At 63.5% G+C, this 16,008-nt stretch carries 9 protein-coding genes; 2 read left to right on the top strand and 7 right to left on the bottom strand.

The features are described from left to right. Position 1 precedes the first annotated feature (1 nt). The 7 genes from D7S86_RS20595 to D7S86_RS20565 all read right to left on the bottom strand — a co-directional run bounded on the left by D7S86_RS20595 (position 2) and on the right by D7S86_RS20565 (position 10,252). On the bottom strand, positions 2–1,369 hold the full coding sequence (locus tag D7S86_RS20595; RefSeq protein ID WP_121088771.1) for a HipA domain-containing protein: 1,368 nt from the start codon (positions 1,367–1,369) through the stop codon (positions 2–4). Continuing rightward, on the bottom strand, positions 1,369–1,668 hold the full coding sequence (locus D7S86_RS20590; protein ID WP_240648313.1) for a helix-turn-helix domain-containing protein: 300 nt from the start codon (positions 1,666–1,668) through the stop codon (positions 1,369–1,371). Before D7S86_RS20590 ends, D7S86_RS20595 begins: the two co-directional genes overlap by 1 nt. Positions 1,669–2,118: 450 nt before the next feature. After that, positions 2,119–3,768, bottom strand: a complete 1,650-nt coding sequence (locus D7S86_RS20585; protein ID WP_121088769.1) for a bifunctional aspartate transaminase/aspartate 4-decarboxylase — start codon at positions 3,766–3,768, stop codon at positions 2,119–2,121. Positions 3,769–3,862: 94 nt separating this feature from the next. Continuing rightward, a complete protein-coding gene (gene aspT, locus D7S86_RS20580) occupies positions 3,863–5,548 on the bottom strand; it encodes an aspartate-alanine antiporter (RefSeq protein ID WP_121088767.1) in 1,686 nt (561 codons plus the stop codon). Between the two features lie 105 nt (positions 5,549–5,653). Next, on the bottom strand, positions 5,654–7,342 hold the full coding sequence (aspT, locus tag D7S86_RS20575) for an aspartate-alanine antiporter (protein ID WP_121088944.1): 1,689 nt from the start codon (positions 7,340–7,342) through the stop codon (positions 5,654–5,656). Positions 7,343–7,691: 349 nt separating this feature from the next. Then, positions 7,692–9,023: a cytochrome-c peroxidase gene (locus D7S86_RS20570; protein ID WP_121088765.1), complete on the bottom strand. Its 1,332-nt coding sequence runs from the start codon at positions 9,021–9,023 to the stop codon at positions 7,692–7,694. A 5-nt stretch (positions 9,024–9,028) separates the two neighbouring features. Continuing rightward, on the bottom strand, positions 9,029–10,252 hold the full coding sequence (locus tag D7S86_RS20565; RefSeq protein ID WP_121088763.1) for an alkaline phosphatase family protein: 1,224 nt from the start codon (positions 10,250–10,252) through the stop codon (positions 9,029–9,031). Between the two features lie 694 nt (positions 10,253–10,946). On the opposite strand from D7S86_RS20565, the gene D7S86_RS20560 reads away from it, so the two are divergent. Together D7S86_RS20560 and D7S86_RS20550 are read left to right on the top strand one after the other, a co-directional pair. Beyond that, a complete protein-coding gene (locus D7S86_RS20560) occupies positions 10,947–11,552 on the top strand; it encodes a response regulator transcription factor (protein WP_121088942.1) in 606 nt (201 codons plus the stop codon). Between the two features lie 829 nt (positions 11,553–12,381). After that, positions 12,382–15,885, top strand: coding sequence for a hybrid sensor histidine kinase/response regulator (locus D7S86_RS20550; protein ID WP_147432407.1), 3,504 nt, complete (start codon positions 12,382–12,384; stop codon positions 15,883–15,885). Positions 15,886–16,008: the final 123 nt, after the last annotated feature.

Genomic DNA, 16,008 nt, shown 5'->3' with positions numbered 1-16,008 from the left:
TTCAAAGCAGTGCGGGATCGACTTGCGGCACCATGGCCGCAAGTTTGAGCAACAGTGCCGCCTGGGTCGCGACGAACTCGGCGATCTTCCTGACGAGTGCGCGTTCGCCATCGAGATAGACGGGGGCGTTCGCAAGCTCGAGCGCGATCTTCGGAGCGCTCTTGGCCATGCGGATCATCTCGCGCGCGAGAAACGCCGGACGCGTCTGCGTGCGATGCGCGAAGTCGGCCAGTGCGAACGCCGAGATCTCGTCGAGCCGAAACACGTCGCCGTAGGCCATGGCCATGTCGAGATCGAATGCGCCGTCATAGCTCATCACCGAGACGAGGTCATACAGCGGTGTCGGGGCGAGATAGTGGTGATGCTGAAAGAACGAGACATTCTTGCCGTGCGCATCCGTGTTGCCGATCAGCAATTGAAGCAGCGCCCACCGGATCAGATGCGTGCGCGCGATCGCGGGATTCGCCATATAGGGCATCAGCGAGAAGAGTTTCTCGAAGCTCACGCCGTCACGGATATGGCGCACGTCGGCCGCGCCGCCGAAATTGCGTTCGTACTTGAAGCCCGATGGCACGTCGAGCGCCTGGCATCCGTCGATGACGTGTCGCCGCTTCACATGGCGGGCGCGTTGCGGATCGCCGGGTTCGGCCTCGATCTCACGATCGAATCGCGTAATGAGCAGCACGGGGTCCGGGATCCGATGGATCGCCACGGGGGCAACCGATACACTCAAATGCGCGGCGAACGTCATGCAGAAGTGCTCGTTTGCGACCATGAACGGCGCCTTCGGATTGCGCCCTTCGGGCTTCAGGATCGCCGTTGAGCTTAGTGAGCCGTCGACGAGATAGAAGCGGTCGCCTTCGACGAGCACCTGCAATTTGTCCTGATACCCGGCAAGCGACAGGCGAACCGCCCCGTCCCAGACCTCGAAGGGCACCGCGTCGCGCTCGCGAATGCGTTCACTGAGTTCCTCGTGCGTGAGTTCTCGACGAATCGGCGCCATGTCGTCAGGGGACGGGCCGACGAGCGCGCCGTCGGGCTGCGCATCGACGGGAAGAAAACTCAGCGCGCCGACGGGCTCTTTGCCGAGCACGCGAATCAGGCCGAACGTATTGTCCTTCGAGATCTGATTCATGCTGGCCGCGACATCGAGCGCGCGGCCTTCGGGCAACAGGTTTTCGATAAATCGCTGCACCGTGCTCGAACTTGGCGCCGGGCCGTTCAACGGCACATGCGGCGAGAGCGGAAAGCTTGCCGTGTTCGACGACCAAGCGCGGTCATAGTCGAACGCATAGCGCGCCTCGCGAGCGTCGTGGGTCAGCCTTCCGACGGGCGCGCTTTGGCTCGTGATGCTCAGCGACGACGTCATCAGGCCGACTCCTGCGCATCGGTTCGCACCGCGCGAACCGCGGTCTCGGTTTCGAGTCGCGTCACGACGACGAGTGAGAGTCCGAGACCGTCGAGCACCTTGAAGACTTTGTCGAGGCCGACGGAACGCCCGTTTTCGAGCCGCGAAAGCACCTCTTTCGATACGCCGATCAGGTCGGCCGCATCGTCGATGCGCAACAGGCTCCGCGCACGCTGGTTTCTCACGAGCGCGCCGAGTTCGGCCATGCTGCGCGCGAGGGGATCCGGGTCGTCGATCGAAGGAGGAAGCGTGCGTGACATAATTTCGATAATTTAGGAATTAATGGGTTTGAAGAGTCATTAGCGCGATAGTTCCTAATATATCGGAATTAATTGGACGCGATGCTCTGAACGTCGATAGTTCCGATATTTTAGGAAGAAATGTGTTTTGTGCCGAGAAATTCGCATTATTCCTAAAATACCGGAATAAAGTGCGATCGATCGAAGCCCGGCACCTTAGCGCCGGCAGTTAGTATCCGGCGCGCGTGCGCCGTGTCGATTCGGCCGATTGGCATCGCATCGAGGCGAATCGGCGAGCGAGGAGAGGGTGAGCGCGGGGGAGGACGAGCGCGCGCGGCCTCTACGGTGCAGGTCTCTGCTCGCACCGTACACGCCGAAAAGCCCGGCAACCGGTCCCGCATCGAGCGAGACCGCGTCGAACGAAAAAGCGGCTCCCGTGACCGCGGAGCCGCGCGACAGACGATGCAGCCGCTAGATGACCTTCGATTTGTCGAGCTTCGATCCCGTGGCCTCGTTGTAGCGCTCGACATATTCCTCGATGAGCTTGCGTACCGCGCGGCCGATCTTGCGGTAGTCGGATTCGTTGAGATTCGCGAGCGACACGCGCCCCGACGGATGCGGCGTGCCGAAGCCCATGCCCGGCAGCAGCACGACGCGCGCTTCGCTCGCGAGCCGGAACAACAGCTCGGTCGGCTCCGTATTCGCGAGCAGCCAGTCGACGAACTTGCGTCCGTATGCGCGCTCGCCGAGAAACTCGACGTCGAGAATCGTGTAGTAATCGACCTGGTCCGGATCGTCGTCCTTGAACGAGATGCCGATCTCTTCGTATAACGCCTGCTTGCGCCGGCGAATCACGCGCTTGAGCGCATTCTTGTACGCATCGGGCGTGTCCATGAGCGCGAACAGCGAAAACAGCACCATCTGCACCTGTTGCGGCGTCGAAAGCCCGGCCGTGTGATTGAGCGCGACAGTGCGGCTGTCGGCCACGAGGCGATCGATGAATTTCAGGTTATCGGGGTCGGTCGTGATCGACTCGTAGCGCTTGTGTAGCTCGGCCTTCGTCGCCTTCGGCAAATCGGACAGCAGCTTGTCGAGCACGTTGTCGCGATGCGTCGCGATCGTGCCCAGACGCCAACCGGTCGCGCCGAAATACTTCGAATACGAGTAGACGAGGATCGTATTGCGCGGCGCGAGCGCGAACAGCGACACGAAGTCGTCGGCGAATGTCCCATAGACGTCGTCGGTCAGCAGGATCAGATCCGGCCGCTCCTTGATGATGTCGGCAATGTATTCGAGACTCTCGTCGCTGATCTTGACCGACGGCGGATTGCTCGGATTCACGAGGAAGAACGCCTTGACCTTCGGATCGCGAAGCTTGTCGAGCTCCTTGTTCGTGTATTGCCAACCCTTCGAGACGTCGGCATTGAGATTCACGACGTTGAGCTGATAGTCGTTGAGACTCGGAATCTCGATGTACGGCGTGAAGATCGGCATGCCGAGCGCGATCGTGTCGCCGGCCGTGATCAGGTGATTCTCGCGCATGGTATTGAAGATGTACGTCATCGCGGCCGTGCCGCCTTCGACCGCGAAAATATCGAACTCGCCGACGAACGGGTGCTTGCCGATCATCTCGCGCCGCAGATACTGCCCGACGATGACTTCGGATATCTTGAGCATGCGATCCGGCACCGGATAGTTCGACGCGAGAATGCCCTCGCACATTTCATAGAGAAAGTCGGTGCCCGACAGCCCGAGCTGATCGCGGACATACGATACGCAGCCCGCGAGGAACGCAACGCCGGGTACGTCCTTGTGTTCGCGCACGAAGAGTTCGAAGCGCTCGGCGAGTCCCTCTCGCTTCGGAAAGCCGCCGACGCCCTCGGGCATATAGGCGAACGAACGCTCGGCCTCGCGCATCGCGAACAGGCCCAGTTGCCAGAAGCCGTGCCGCGGAATCGTCGCGAGGAAGTTCGGATTGCCGCGCCCCGCGTTGAGCATCGCGAGGTTCGCCGCGCGTTCGACGGCGCCGCCGCCCGCGGCCTTGATGAGTTCGTCCTTGAGTTCGAACGGGCTCAGCATCGAAAGCTTTGCTTGTTCGCTGTCGCGTTTGCCTTTGGCCATGATGGCGTCTCCAGTGCGAAGAAGTGCGGGTTGAGGGCGTCTCGCGTCGCGAGCCTGGCGTGCGTGCCCCGAGGGCCGCGCGCAAGACGCCGGATCAGACAAGGCCGACGACGAGCGGACCGAGCAGCGTCAGCAGCACGTTGGCGATGGCATAGGTGATGGCGAACGGCACCGTGGGCACCGCGCTTTCGGCTTTGTCGAGCACGCCGCCGAACGCCGGATTCGCGCTGCGCGAACCCGATAGCGCGCCCGCGAGAATCGCCGCGTTCCGATACCCCAGCACGTAGCGGCCGAACACCATCGTCAGCAGCAGCGGGAACAGCGTGACGAACACGCCGAGCAGAAAGATCGTGAGGCCGAGCTGCTTGATCGTGACGACGGCTTGCAAACCCGAATTGAGTCCGACGACCGCGACGAACGCGGCGAGACCGAAGTCCTGGAGCAAGCGCGACGCGGCGCTCGGCATGACGCCGTACATCGGATGCTTGCCGCGCATCCATCCGAACAGCAGGCCCGCGAGCAGACAGCCCCCGCCCGAGCCGAGCGTCAGCGGAATGCCCGCGATGTTGACGACGACGAGACCGATCAGCAGCCCGAGCACGAGGCCGACGCCCATATAGATGAAGTCGGTCTTGATCGTATAGGGCAGCTCGTAACCCGCTGCCTGGACCGCGCGCTTGGTGTCCTTCGCGGTGCCGTAGAACGTGATGACGTCGCCGTGCTCGACCTTCGTGCCCGCGAGAACCGGAACGGGCTGGCCGACGCGCGTGATGCTTTCGACGAATACGCCGTGCCGCAGCGTGCGATCGACGCGCTCGCGGATGTCGCCGATCGTGTGATGGTTGAGCCCCTTGGCGGTGAATACCGCTTGCCGCGTCTGGAGGATCAGACTCGCGTCTTCGGAGTCCGTGACCTCGGGACCGATGAGCCGCGCGACATCGACGATCTGCTCGCGACGCCCGACGACGAGCACGATGTCGTCCTTCTGCAGCACGGTATCGGGTTCGGGCTCGAACGCCTTGCCGGCGCGTCGTACGCGCTCGATCGCGATGTAGTCGTTCTCGAGACTTTCGATCTCGTCGACCTTCTTGCCTTGCGCATCGAGGACGCGGTACGCACGGCCGAACAACTGTCGCAATGCCGTGACCTGTCCGGTCGCGAGCAAGGGCGTGCCGCCGCTCATCTCGGCCTCGGCCTGGATCGACGCTTCGCGCAGGCCCTGGCCCATGAACTTGGGCAGCACGTTCACGCAGACGATGATCGCGCCGAGCGAGCCGAACACGTAGGTCACCGCATAGGCGATCGCGACGTCCGACTGCAGCGACTTGACCTGATCGGCGGGCAGACCGAGCCGCGCGATTGCGTCGCCGGCGGTGCCGATGATCGCGGATTGCGTGAGCGCACCGCCCGCGAGGCCCGCCGCAATGCCCTTGTTCAAGTGGAACAGCTTGGCGCAGATGACGACCGTGATCAGCGCCGAGACCGCGAGAAACACGGCCATCGCGATTTCGCGCAGCGTCTTGCGATTCAGCGAATTGAAAAAGCCCGGCCCCGAGTCGTAGCCCACGGCGTAGATGAAGACCGCGAACATGACGGCCTTGACGCCGTTGTCGACCGTCACACCGACCTGGCTGATGACGACCGCCGCGAGCAGCGACCCGCCGACGCCGCCGAGCTGGAACTTGCCGAAGTTGATCTGGCCGACGTAATACCCGACGGCCAGCGACAGGAACAGTGCGATTTCAGGAGACTTATGGAAGATCGTGTGTAGCCAGTCCATCGTGTCCTCACTCGGTCATCAGGCGCGGCGGCCCGGTTCGTCGATGCGTACGCTCGATGCCCGCGTCGCGCGCGGTTCATGTGTTCAAGCGCGGCGGTCGACGGCCTATCCCAACGTGCTCGCGAGTCCGACGACGACCGGCCCCATGAGCGGCAGCAAGATGTTCGATAGTGCGTACGTGATCGTGTAACCGATGACAGGCGTCGAATTCCCGGTCACGCCGACGAGTGCGCTGATCGCGGGCGTGCTGCACTGCTGGCCCGCGATCGCGCCGAGCAGCATCGGAATGTCGAGCTTGAGCAAATAGCGGCCGATCACGAGCGACAGCGCGCCGGGCACGAGCACCATCAGGATGCCGACGAGCGGCAACGCGATGCCGTACTCGCGCACGAGCTTGATCGCATCGGGACCCGCCGATAATCCGACGGCCGCGATGAAGGTCGCGAGGCCGAAGTCCTTGAGGATCTGCGCGGCAGCCGGCGGCAGCGACCCGACGAGCGGATGCCGCGAACGGACCCACCCGAACAACAGGCCGGAAAGCAGACATCCGCCGCCCGTGCCGAGCGACAGCGCGATGCCGCCGACGCGGCCGCCGATATGGCCGAGCGCCATGCCGATCAGCACGCCGATGCCGAGATAGACGAAATCGGTTTTCTGCGTGGGCCTCAGCGGATAGCCGAGCGATGTCGCGCCGCGTTCGACGTCGGCCTTCGCGCCGACGAGCGTGAGCACGTCGCCGCGATTCAGACGCGTGCCGGGCAGCGCCGGAATCGTCGCTTCGAGCCGCGTGATCGCGGTGATATAGATGCCGCGGCCTTGTTCGGGCTTCGCGCGTTGACGCAACTCGGCGAGCGTCGCGCCTTCGGCGTCCTTGCGCGTGAGCACGATGTCGAGGCGTTTCCCGGTCGCGGCGCCGAACACGTCACGGCCCGCGATTTCGATGCCGATGTCGTGCGCGGCGGCAAGCAGTGCGGTTCGTCGGCCGAATACGAGCGCGATGTCGCCGTTCGCGAGCACGAAATCGTGTCCGACCGTTGTCGGCACGCCGTCGCGTTCGACTTGTTCGAACGTGAGGCTCGAACCGTATCGGAGCTCGATCGCGCCGACCGTGACGCCGTCGCATGCGGGACCGACGCGAAACACGCGCGCGACGAGCGGCGCGATCGCTTCGCGCTGACCGTCTTCGAGCGCGCCTTCGCCGCCGAGTTTGCGCCAGAGCCGTTCGGCTTCCTCGCGCAGATTCACGCGCAGCGCGAGCGGCGCGAGCTGGCTCGTGAACAACACGATCGTGATCAGCCCGAACAGGTAACTGACGCTATAGGCCGTCACGACGTTCGATTGCATGCGCGCGATCTCGGCGCTCGCGACGTCGAGTTTGCCGATCGCTTCGGTCGCGGTGCCGATGACGGCCGATTCGGTGGCGGCGCCCGCGAGCAGACCGGCGGCGGTGCCTGCGTCGAGCTTCATGAGCACCACGGCGATCAGCACGAGCGCGAGCACGGAGACGATTTCGACGATCGACAGCAGGCCATAGCGCCAGCCGCGTCCGACGTTCGCGAAGAACTGCGGGCCGCCTGTGAAGCCGAGCGCGAAGATGAACAGCGCGAATGCGATGTTCTTGAGATCGGCGTCGATTCTCGGGCCGAACTGGCCGAGCAGCAGCGCGACGATCAGCGTGCCGCAGACGCCGCCCAACTGAATGGGCCCGAGTTTGAAGGACCCGATCAGATGACCGATCGCGAGGCTCAGGAATAACGCGATCTCGGGCTGCGACTGGAGCAATTCACTCGCCATCGGGACATCCCCATCCATGTGCGTGGCATTGGGCTGTGTATCGAGCGTGCGTGGCCATGTCCCGAGCGCGTCGGCATGCGACACATGTCGCTTGAGACGCGAGGAATGTTAGTCGTGCAGACGGCGGGTCGCGAAGGATAAATCCGCAAAAAGCGCGAAATCGATAGCGTGCGATTCAATTCCGGTTCCGCGCGTGCGCGGTGCGTCTCGGCGCGCGGACTTCGGGCGCGGCAGGGGATTGCGTGCGCCGGGTCGGCTGGCGCGCGCGTCAGCTTCGACGGGCCCCGCGCCCGATGCCGGGCGCGGGGTGTGAGGGGCAGGGCGCCTCGTGCCAGGCGTGAGCGCGCGCTTAGCGCCGGACCCCGGTGGCGTCGTGTTCGCGGTAGTCGTCGTTGAGCGTTTCGAGGAACGCCACGACATCGTCGATATCGCGTTCGTCCCAGACCGGCTTGTCGCCACGCTTGCGCGTCAGCGGTTCGTCGGTCGTGTCGATGTTGACGCGGAAGGCCGCCGGCACATCGTCGAACTTCACGACGTTGCCGTGGCGATCTTTCGGATACCACTTCTCGGGCTGCGTGTCGCGCTCGACGTAGAAGCGCACGGCGTCCTTGAGCGTGTGGAAACGTCCGTTATGAAAGAACACATGACGCGTCGCCGTGTTGCGCAGCGACGGATCCTTGAACAGCCCGCAGTTCTTGCGGTCGGCCGACTGGTCGGTCCGGATCGGACCGCAGAGGCCCAGATCGTAGTACGTCGGATCCGCGTTCAGACGCAACTCGCGATTGCGCGGCACGCCGAGGGCCTGGAAATTGAAGTCGGTGAACATCGGATGCGAGCCGTCCGCGCCCGACTGGTCGATATGGCAGGACGCGCAATTGCCGCCCTTCGGATCGTCGAACAGCTTCTTGCCGCGCAACTCGCGCGCCGTCAGTTGCACCTTGCCATCGAGGTAATAGTCGAACTTGCTCGTATAGGGATGGAAGCTCGGATCCTCGAGTTCGAAGCGCTCGATCGCCTGCATCGCGTCGGCGAAGGCCTTGCCGGGATCGGCAAACACGTGCTCGCCGAACACGGCCTTGAATTGCGGTGCATACGACGCGTGCGCGATCGTGTCGAGCAGTGTCGCCGCGTCCTTGTTGGCCATCTCGTTGGGCGCGAACAAGGGGAACACGGCCTGGTCGTGCAGATGGTTGAATCGTCCGTCCCAGCCGAAGCCGCCGACGGGTGCGTTGTCGGGGTCTTCGAGACGTTCGGTGAGACTCGCGGCTCGCGCGTGACTCCAGACGGGCGTGTTGTTCAGCGTGTAGCGCAGGCTGGGCACCGCGCGCGTGCCCTGTTCGCGAAGGTCGGGGCCGCCGAGTTGCGCGGCGAGACCGTTCGGCGGGCCATACGCATGCTCGGGGCTATGGCAGGTCGCGCACGACATCTTGCCCGAGCCCGACAGCGCGGGATCGAAGAACAGATGCTTGCCGAGCGCGGCTGCGTCGCTGAGCGCGGGTGTGCCCGCATGCGTCGAAACGGAAACGGCGGCGGGCGCCGAAGCGCCCGCGGAATGACCGGCGACAAGGGCCGGCGGCGCGGCCGATGCCGCGTTCGCCGTGCCCGCCGGCGCGGCCGCGACTGCCGCGAGCGGCAGCAGCGCGGCGAGCGCCGGGATCATGCGTGAAGCCAGAGACGTCATGCGTGTCAATGCAGGTTCGTGAAAATGTCGGTGCCCATGGTCGCGAGACCGGACTGGCCCGCGTAGCCGAGATACCCGACACCGAAGATCGTTTCGATCGTGCGCAGCATCGAGTAGTGGTTGTACGGCACCGTCGAGACCGTGCCCGGCTTGATGAACTTCGAGATCATGACCGCGCCGGTCTGATCGCCGCCGTAGTTCGTCTTCGTCAGATTGACCGTGAACCCGTCGTAGACGAGCGAGGACGTCTGCGGATACGCGGCGAGATTCGGACCCGGTTGCTCGCTGCAACACGTCGTGCCGGTGAACGTGTAGCTCTCGGACGTGTCGGTGATCACGGGCGCGGACGCATAGCTGCTCTCGTCGAAATTGATGATCAGCAGGCCGTCTTTCTGGAAGGCCGGCGACGACGTGATGAGCGGCACCCATTTCTGCAGGAACGTGTTGGCGCTCGTGAGGCCGCCCGGGTCGCCGTTCACGCAATCCGTATCGTGACCGTCATCGCAGAGGTTCGGCGTGATGAACGAGAAGTTCGGCGTGGTCGCCACGGACTGTAGGTCGGTCTGTAGATTCGTGAGATTCACGACGTTCGTCGCGCAGTCCGGAGAATCGATGATCGAATGGAAATACATGAACGGGTCGTGACGCGTCGCGTACATATCGGCCGGATAGGTTTGCGTCGCGGCCTCCGCGGTCTGCGTCGCGTCGGTCGTGTTCAGCGTCGGGTGACCACAGGTCGCCGATTCGCGCGTCGGGTTGTTGCCCATGTCCTCTTCATAGCCCTTCCACGTGAAGCCGGCCGCCGTCAATTGATCGGGCAGCGTCTTGACGCTCGCGGGATAGACGCAGCCCGTGCCGATGACCTGACCGTCCGTCGTCGTGCCGGTCGTCGTCATGTCCTCGTAGGTCGTGCAGTCGTTATCGGTATCGACCGTCGGGGACTGGCCGCTGATCATCGAGATGTAGTTGTCGAGACTCACGTGGCCCGTGCCGTAGTACTGCTGGACGAGCGCGCCTTGCGACGCGAGCGTGTTCGCGAGATACGGCGCCTGCGTGGTCGAGCTGAACGTCGTCGCGTAGCCCTCGTTTTCGAGCGTGATCACGAACACGTGACGAATCGCGGTGACGTCTTGCGGTGTCGAAGTCGAACCGCACGCGGAAACGGCCAAGCCGACGATCAGCGCCGCGACGGCCGCGAATGCACTGGTCAACCAGTGACGCATGAACATGGGGGATCCCTGTTTTTTGATTTGTTGAAAGATGGAACTGATGCGGGGCGCAACTCTATTTTTTAAATGTGACTTAGCCGTGACAAACGTGTCACTCTGAAAAGAGGAAACGTTCAAATTTCACGAATGCGATGCGTGGACGTATTGATCAGATGTAATCGGATGACATGTTGCGCAATTGATCGAGATCGGATCAAAAGTTTTAAGTAAAGGGGATGGAGATAATCGCGCGATACAGATTGCAACTTGCAATCATCTGAAATGTGGCGAGATGTTCCTCTGAGTAGATTTACTCTTGTAATCGCGCGATCGCTTTTATTTTCAAGCGTTGACCGCATTCGATGCTCGAACTGCACAAAAGTCTAAAGCGCGAAGCAAAAATCCGCTCGGTCAAAACGACCGGAGATGCGGTAAAGTCTCCGACATGCAGGGAACTCGCATGAAATGGGGGGCGAGCGAGCGATGTGCGCAGGGCGAACGCAATCGATCAACAAAACGCGAATCGATTGCACGTGATTGCGAAGTCGGAATTGCACGTTGGCATCATCGCGGCATCCGCGGAAACCCTTGGATTCCGTCGTTCCTCGACGGCGTTTTTTTGGTTCGGTTTATATTCGGACGTAGTTGAATCGGTGGCTCGCGCTGAAGCGGGTGACAGGGAAGAATTTCGTCACGTTGCGATAGAGAGTTTGTGTTGAACAGGCGACCTACCATCTACATCGTCGATGACGATGCTCAGATCCTTTGGCTTTACCAGCAGATTCTGCAGGAGCTCGATGCGACCGTTCACGTGTTCGTGTCCGCGCGGGAGTTTCTCGACAGTTACGCGCCGGGGAGCGCCGAGTGTCTGATCTGCGATCTGCGGATGCCCGATATCAGCGGTCTCGACGTGCAGCGAGAGTTGCGTGAGATCGGCGCGGCGATTCCGGTCATCTTTGCATCGGCGTATTCCGAGGTGCCGGCCGTCGTCGAGGCGGTCAAGGCCGGCGCATTCGACTTCGTCGAAAAGCCCGTCGACGGCCTGCAATTCCGCGACAAGGTCCGCAAAGCCCTCGATCACAGCCGCGCGCTCGGCTCGCGACGCATGGACGCGCAGGCGCAGCAGAGCCGGCTTGCGTCGTTGACGCCGAAAGAACGCGAGATCGCCGAATTTGTGATCTCGGGTCTGTCGAGCCGCAAGATTTCGGAGAAGCTCGGCATCAGCATTCGTACCGTCCAGAACCACCGCGCGCGTATCGCCGAAAAACTTCAGCTCGATTCGACGATCGACCTCGTGCGCCTGTTCTATGGCGATCGATAAACGTATGGCATGACACCTGACGCCGATTCGCATAGGGGTTTGGGTGTTTGTGCTCTTGTGCAGACCCGAGGCGCACTCTAGGCTGAGCCCTGATTCCATTTCCCGCAACGGGATGGATACCGGAAGCGCCGTCGATCGGACATGCGATGTCGTCGACACGTGGGATGTCAGGAGGTAGGGATGGGAAGCACCCGTGAATCGTCGGCGATGGCGACAGAACTCGACGCGTGTTGTCGCTCATTATTCGACGATTGGTGCGAGCGGCGTCATGTGCTGCCTCTTGCCTATCTGATGCAGGCTTGGCCCGTCATGGCGCCGTGTCCGGCTTCGTATCGGCGTCTCCATGAGGCGTTGCGCGCCTTATTCGAATCGTACGGCGTCGATCTATCGTCTGACGAAAAGGGTCTCGTTCTGCGCGCGCTTCGATATGCGCAACTGTGCTCGACGCCCGATGCCGTTGTCATGTCCGCCATGTCCGGCTTATCCGGTTTATCCGGCGCCATATCGACCGCGCTGCACTAGCCCGTCGACGCATCGCGCGTTGCGCGATCAAGCGCATCGCCTCCGCGATTCAACTCAGAATAATCCGTGTTTCCACGAGGTTCGATCGTTTCAAATCCGCGCGCGTGGATTGGATATTGCCGTCACAATCTGCGAGCGCATGCCGGGTATTCTCTTCGGCATGCTCGCATCGCAACGTCGACGCCATCCGATAAGTTGACCGGATGGACATGATATTCGGCATGCAACGAAAATCGCTTTGAAACGCGCGAGCTTCGCGCGCGTTTGTCGCAAGCGGCGAACGTCTCGCGTAGGCGGAGGGCATCAATTGGCTGTTCCTGAAAGGCTCGACGGATTTCGCCCGTTGCCGCGCATGAGTGTCGGCGCGGTGGCGCTCGTGTTGAGCCTCGTCGTCTGCATGTTCGCGACGTGGGCCGTGGGGTCCGTCTACGACAACGAAAGCGCGAAAGCCGCCGCGCTGCTCGACGCGACGCTCGACGAGATCGCGAACCAGATCACGATCGCCTATGCGCATGAGCGCCAGCGCGTCGAGGACATCGCGACGTTCGAGTCCGGCGCGCATCTCGCGCAAGCGCTCGTCGCGAACCAGGATCGTCCCGCCGACGCGCAGCGTCTGAGTCTCGACTATGCGCAATGGGTGGCGCCGATCTATCGCAGCGGCGGCTATAGCGGATATATCCTCGCCACATCCGACGGTCGCGTGCTTGCATCGTCATGGCCGTCCGGTTTCGATGACGCGTCGAGGAGCGAACATGCCGTCGTGTTCGCGCGCGCGGCGCGCGAGGGTACGGCGCTGTCGCCGCCGTTGCGGCCCGTATCGATGCGCGGTACCGATGCGACGGCGGCCGATGTCTATCAACTCGTCTGCGCGCGCATCGAGGCCGTGGCCGCCTCGCGCGCCGTACTCTGTTTGCGTATCGAAACGAGCGCGATGCTGGCGTCGATGGTCGCCGCGGGACGCTTCGCGAAGACCGGCGAGGTCGATGCCGTCGATGCGGGACTTCGGCTCGTAACGCCGACGCGCTTCGCGGTTCCCCCATCGCATGGCGATCGCCTGCGTTTCGATGCTGCGCCGATCCCGCGGTTCTGGACGTCCGCGCCGGCGCAGAGCGTCGAGGATCGCGATTATCGGGGCATGCGTGTCGCACGTGTGGCGCGATGGCTCAACGATCCGCAGATCGGCATCGCGGCGAAGCAGGATCTCGGCGAGGCGCTCGCCTCGTATCGCTTCGCGCGCGATGCGCTCGTCGCGCTGGCCGGGGTGCTCGTAGCGGTCATCGTCGCGCTCGCGGCCACGCTCTATCGCGCGGAACGGCGTCTCGCGCAAAGCCATGCGCGCTTGCGTGCGATCTTTGCGCATGCGCCGGCGACGATCCACATCAAGGACCGCCGCCATGCGCTGGTGCTCGCGAACCCCGCGTTGTGTGCGCTCGTCGGAAACAGTGAAGCCCAGATGCTCGGCAAGGTCGAATTCGAGTGGCCGGTGGTGCCCGATGCGGCCAACGAACGATGGGTCATCGAGGAGCGCGTGATGAAGACGGGCCGCGCCGAGCCGCACGTCTATTCATTGCAGTCGGATCGGGGCCTGCGCTATATCCAGGTCGTGCGGTTCCCGGTCCGCGACCCCGAGGACGACGACGTCGTCGGCGTCGGCGCGGTCGGTGTCGATATCACCGAGCAGGTCGAACTCACGCAGCGCCTGGAGGAACTGTCGCAGACACTCGATTACAAGGTCGAGGAGCGCACGCGCGAACTCAAGGTCGCGAACGCGGCGCTCGAAGCGGCGACGCGTGCGGCGCAGGCGGCCGCGCAGGCCAAGGCGAGTTTCCTCGCGCATATGAGCCACGAGATCCGTACGCCGATGAATGCCGTGATCGGCATGGCGCATCTCGCGCTCAAGACGCGGCTCGACGTGCGCCAGCGCGGATACCTCGACAGGATCCAGAGCGGCGGCCGCCATCTGCTCGATATCGTCGACGAGATTCTCGATCTGTCGCGCATCGAAGCCGGCAAGCTCGAGATCAGCCGCACGGAGTTTTCGCTCGATGCGTTGTTGCAGACGGTCAGCGATTTCGTGGCCGAGCGCGCGGCCGAAAAGGGGCTCGAACTCATTGTCGACGTCTTGCCGCAGACGCCCGACTGGCTCGTCGGCGACGCACTGCGCGTGCGGCAGGTGCTCGTGAATCTCGTGAGCAACGCGGTCAAGTTCACGGACTCGGGCGATGTCGTGATTCGCGTTCGATCGACGCGGCGTCCGACGTCCGCGGCCGGCGTGCGACTGCTGTTCGAAGTGCTCGATTCGGGCATCGGCATTCGCGCCGACGACCGCGCGCGCGTGTTCGAAAGTTTCGAGCAGGCCGACGTCACGACGGCGAGCCGTTATGGCGGCTCGGGGCTTGGACTCGCGCTGTGCCGCCGTCTTGTGACGTTGATGGGCGGATCGATCGGCGTGCGCAGCGCGGTCGGCGAAGGCAGTGTGTTTCATGTCGAGCTCGATTTCGAGCCCGCGGGCGAGCCGCGGACGTCGCGCGCGCGCATCGCGGAGCAGGGCATCCGCTTGCTCGTCGTCGACGATCACGCGTATGCGCGCGGACTCACGGCGAATATGCTGCGCGATCTCGGTTTCGAAGTCGATGAAGCGCACGGCGGCGACGCGGCGCTCGCGTGCGTGCGCGCGGCCGATGCCGACGGCCTGCCGTATCGGCTCGTGTTCGTCGACGCTTTGATGCCGGACCTCGATGGTCTCGAACTCGCGCGGCGCATCGAAGCGATGCGATTGCACGACGTGCGACCGCATTGCGTGCTGATGGCCGTGCTCGGCAAGGAGCCCGCCGCCAATGATCTCGAACGTGCTTCGGTCGATGCGATCGTCTATAAGCCGGTCCACCGCTCGGCGCTCCTCGATGTCGTCGACGACACGTTGCGGCGCGTGCCGGTTGCCGCGACCGACGCCGGCGCGCGCACCGAGCTCGCGCGTTCGGCCGCATTCGGCGCGCATGCGCGCGTGCTCGTCGTCGACGACGATCCGATCTGCCTCGAACTCGCCATGCATCTGCTGCAGGACGTCGGCATCGCAGCCGATACGGCAGAGACGGGCCTGCGCGCGCTCGAATTGCTCGAAACCCAGACGTATGACCTGATCCTCACGGATATCGTGATGCCGATCATCGACGGTGTCGAGTTCATGCGGCGCGTACGCGCGGACCGCCGGCTGCGCGATCAGATCATCGTTGCGACGACCGCCAATGCGCTGCATGAGGATCTCGCGCACTACATCGAGGCGGGGATGGACGACTGCATCGTCAAGCCGCTCGATCCCGACCGGTTTCATGCGGCGTTGCGCCGATGGCTGCGCGCGCGGCCCGCATCGATCGACGTCCCGGCGTCCGATGCGGAATCGCTGTTCGAGCGGCTTTCGCATTGCGCGCAACTCGACGTGCGTGCGGGCCTGACCCATGTCGCGGGCAAACCCGCGGTCTATCGCGGCATGCTGGAGCGCTTTGTCAGCGAGTATGCGGACCGTGTCGAGCGGATCGAAAGCTGTCTCGCGCGCGACGAACGCGAGGCCGCCGCGCTGCATGCGCATTCGCTCAAGGGCGTGGCGGGGATCATCGGCGCGAATGCGTTGTCGAGCGGCGCGGGATCGCTCGAATCCCTGCTGCGCGCCGAGTCGAATGGTGAGGGACGGACGCAGACCGCGCTCCTCGCGTCGATCCGCTGCGACATGGCGGCGCTCATCGCCGCCTTGGAGACCTGGATGCATGCGCGCGGCGCGACGGGCTCGCGTCTCGATGCGGCCTGCGTTGAGTAATAGTGCTCTGGTTGGCACGCATGGCCTCTCGATAGAATCAGGGAGAGTCCGACGATCTTAGGCGCATGGCGCCGTCGAAGGGTCGCCGGGGGTGGGCGTCACGGGGCGCGCCGGCTCCGGGAA

It is taken from the genome of Pararobbsia silviterrae (genome assembly GCF_003628125.1).
In the GTDB taxonomy this organism is placed as follows: Bacteria; Pseudomonadota; Gammaproteobacteria; order Burkholderiales; family Burkholderiaceae; genus Pararobbsia; species Pararobbsia silviterrae.
Note: the sequence above shows the minus strand (reverse complement) of the source record. Positions and strands in the feature narration are given on the sequence as shown.

What these genes read in the sequence shown, in the direction of transcription:
- D7S86_RS20565 (WP_121088763.1), bottom strand. Translation starts at nt 10,252, where the DNA reads ATGTTCATGCGTCACTGGTTGACCAGTGCATTCGCGGCCGTCGCGGCG.
- D7S86_RS20570 (WP_121088765.1), bottom strand. Translation starts at nt 9,023, where the DNA reads ATGACGTCTCTGGCTTCACGCATGATCCCGGCGCTCGCCGCGCTGCTG.
- D7S86_RS20585 (WP_121088769.1), bottom strand. Translation starts at nt 3,768, where the DNA reads ATGGCCAAAGGCAAACGCGACAGCGAACAAGCAAAGCTTTCGATGCTG.
- D7S86_RS20590 (WP_240648313.1), bottom strand. Translation starts at nt 1,668, where the DNA reads ATGTCACGCACGCTTCCTCCTTCGATCGACGACCCGGATCCCCTCGCG.
- aspT (WP_121088767.1), bottom strand. Translation starts at nt 5,548, where the DNA reads ATGGACTGGCTACACACGATCTTCCATAAGTCTCCTGAAATCGCACTG.
- aspT (WP_121088944.1), bottom strand. Translation starts at nt 7,342, where the DNA reads ATGGCGAGTGAATTGCTCCAGTCGCAGCCCGAGATCGCGTTATTCCTG.
- D7S86_RS20595 (WP_121088771.1), bottom strand. Translation starts at nt 1,369, where the DNA reads ATGACGTCGTCGCTGAGCATCACGAGCCAAAGCGCGCCCGTCGGAAGG.